Here is a 2,824-nt window from a genome sequence, read left to right on the forward strand (position 1 = left end):
GACGACGGCGGGCGGCCGGCGGGCGTGGGCACCGTCAGCGGGCAGAAAACGCAACCCGACCGACCCGAGTACTGCCCCGCCAAGAATCGCTGCAAGTAACCGTGGTCTCATGGTTGCGCCCTGTCGACCTCCGGCCGCTTGTCAGCGGTGTGGAAGGCAAGTATCGGAGAACAAACAAGCACTACAGCGACGACCGCCACCATCAGCGCACATAACCGAAGAGTCGTCCGCATGGGCAACCGGACTCGTGGAGGCAGCCGACTGGTCATTGCAGTGCACCCGTAAGTGTAAGCCGGGGGTCCGACCACACCGTGCGCGAGACCGATCGGACCAGGTGGCAAGCCGAACGAGGTTGGAGACCAAACAGTGCGCACCCGCCGCAGGTGACGGAAGCTGATATCATGCCGCACGCTTGCCCAGTCGAGCGGGTTGCCGGGCAAAGGGATGGCGAGCTTTGGGAACGGACGCGTCGCACCATACCGCCCAGGCGACTCAAGGAACGTAGAAGCTTGGCATGTCATAGAGCCTCTTGACCTTAACCTGGTGGGGCGCGAAATCCGCGCCCAAGGAGGCCTCGATGGATTTCTTGAGGGATTCTGTGAAATCGGTCTCGCTCGTCTTGTCCCAGTCTCTGATGAGCACGACTACAGCGCCGTCGGCTTTGTCCTGTCCCACTGATACCAGGATCCTGGAGCGTCGTCCTTCCCGGTCGTAGTCCCTACCGAACTCAGCAAAGACCCGGTAAGAGAAGATATCGCTTTCCGTCGACAGTTTCTGCACCAGAGGTAGGTTGCTGCTGGGGCTAAGACCGAAGTTCCGTGAGACCTGGGAAACGGTGTCAACCGCCCGTTTCATCTGGACAGCGGTCATGCCAGCACCGGGGCGATCATCAGGGGCAACTGTCAGCAGTACAGCGTAAGAACAGCAGCCGCCTGCCGAGAAAAGCAGCCATGTAACTACCGATAGCCAGATGAATGATCGCCCAGAATCCATCAATAGCCAGCCGCCCATAGGATACCGGAAGCCGCGCCGAACGCGGCTGTACCGACGCCACGATACGCTTGACCGAAAATACCTGGTTCGACCCCGGGCCCGGTCCAAGCAGCACTGATCCACGCGGCATGAACTGCGGAATTCATGAATCCGCTTCGCCCGACTGCGAGGTCGTGGGCGATCGATGCGTTGTTCGCCTTGCTCCCACTTGCGGGGAACAGGGCCGAGTTGTCATGAGTGCCGGGCCAGTTGAGTCCCCCATGACTACCGAGGCGCGGAAACGCCGCTGTGGCCGCATTGTACAGTCCCTCGCCGAACACGCCAGCATCAAGAGCCATGACGCCTTCAGCGATCTCTATCGCGCCCTCTACAACGCCATGGATGGTCCCGTAGACGAAGCCCATCGCGTCTATGACGTCGGCCTTGAGCATGAGCCCGAGGTACGCGATAAACGCGGGTAGGCCGGACAGAGCGCCTGTGGAATCGCTAGTGAGCCCGGCGCAGCAGCCCCGCCTTTCGCCACCCAGGATCCCCATCAGCATCTCCGCCAAGCCTCCCCTCAGCCCGCCGCCGACCAGGCCGAATCCTCCTCCTCGACCTCCGCCTCCGGGCCCGTTGAACCCTCCCTGGGCAACGCCGCGGTACTGCAGCGTCGAGGCGAAATCGCGGGCGGCGATGCCCTAGCCGTCCTCAGGCTCACCGGATGCTCCAGTTCCTTCCTCGACGACTTCCAGACGACCACCGACCTTCCTGACTCTCAAACCGAAGATCTTGAAGCACAGACCGAAGAACGTCCCAAAGAAGAGACTCATGATGGCGACGAACCCCGCGAATGAGATCTCGTCGGTAAGCACAAGAAACGAATCCACCCATCGCATCACAGAGAATGCTGCCACTACTGCCAAGAGCGCTCCCGGAACCAAGCTGATGACGAACAGATACACACGCATGCCTCAGTTCCCCTTCAAATGGCTGTAACCCGCCCAAACAGTGGGCGTGCCGAGCGCTGGCGCAAGAAGATAGTCGTTTATTCCGACGCCGATGAGGAAGCCGCTGCCAAAGAGCAGCGCTCCTCCACCGATGGTCAGGAGCATGCTGTCTCCGATCATTGCCAGCGGCACGAGCGCAACCCCGATGCCCGACTGCGCACCGACAGCCGAGCTGAGATGGCTGAGGTCGGCCATACCGGCCTGCGCAAGAACCCCGCCCGTCCACGCGATGGCCCCACCCGCCGCCATAATTGCCGCGCCGGTCATGACCCCTTCGACCGTTGGGCCGACGCTTCCATCGTGTGGGCTCAGACTCACCGCATATCCCTGCGCCGCCCCCTCGCCGACCGGATCGACGCTCACACTCCCGGCGCCGCCTTCCAGGTCATACGAAAACCCGAAACCCGCTCGGATGGCCTCACTCGCTGCGCTCGCAAACGCACGACCGTCGCCTCCGAGTATCCCCGTCAGCATCGCCGCCAGGGTGACCGCTTGACCCTCTGCCGACCCTGCCCTCAGTCCCCCTCCAACAAACCCCAGCCCGCCACCTCGACCCCCACCCGCCGGTCCGTTGAACCCTCCGTAGCCAATACCGCGGTACTGCATCACTGACGCGAAGTCGCTCGTGGCGATGTTGTGGTAGAAGAAGGACTGAATGGGCATGGCCTGGCTCATCGCGGCCATCTCACCGCCGAGACCCACGAACATCCCCGTCGGGTCGGTGTACCGCACCGGATTCCAGCCCACGTACGCGTACGGCTGCAGGTACTCCCGCACCGGGTCCTGACTGACGAACTGCACCAGTTGCGGGTCGTAGAAACGCGCCCCGTAGTCGTAGAGCG

4 protein-coding genes are annotated in these 2,824 nt (G+C 62.5%); all 4 read right to left on the reverse strand.

The annotated features are described in order from the left end of the window. Positions 1-492: 492 nt before the first annotated feature. Positions 493-870, reverse strand: coding sequence for a hypothetical protein (locus L6Q96_23045; protein ID MCK6557427.1), 378 nt, complete (start codon positions 868-870; stop codon positions 493-495). A gap of 122 nt (positions 871-992) precedes the next feature. Further along, positions 993-1,424, reverse strand: a complete 432-nt coding sequence (locus L6Q96_23050; GenBank protein MCK6557428.1) for a hypothetical protein — start codon at positions 1,422-1,424, stop codon at positions 993-995. 249 nt (positions 1,425-1,673) lie between these two features. Continuing rightward, complete coding sequence (locus L6Q96_23055; protein ID MCK6557429.1) at positions 1,674-1,943, reverse strand: hypothetical protein; 270 nt, start codon at positions 1,941-1,943, stop codon at positions 1,674-1,676. Between the two features lie 3 nt (positions 1,944-1,946). Then, on the reverse strand, positions 1,947-2,824 hold an 878-nt coding region (locus L6Q96_23060; GenBank protein MCK6557430.1), incomplete at its 5' end, for a hypothetical protein.

It is taken from the genome of Candidatus Binatia bacterium (genome assembly GCA_023150935.1).
In the GTDB taxonomy this organism is placed as follows: Bacteria; Desulfobacterota; Binatia; order HRBIN30; family HRBIN30; genus JAKLJW01.

Coding starts and splice junctions, on each gene's coding strand:
- L6Q96_23050 (MCK6557428.1), bottom strand. CDS start 1,424: ATGCTCAAGGCCGACGTCATAGACGCGATGGGCTTCGTCTACGGGACC.
- L6Q96_23055 (MCK6557429.1), bottom strand. CDS start 1,943: ATGCGTGTGTATCTGTTCGTCATCAGCTTGGTTCCGGGAGCGCTCTTG.
- L6Q96_23045 (MCK6557427.1), bottom strand. CDS start 870: ATGACCGCTGTCCAGATGAAACGGGCGGTTGACACCGTTTCCCAGGTC.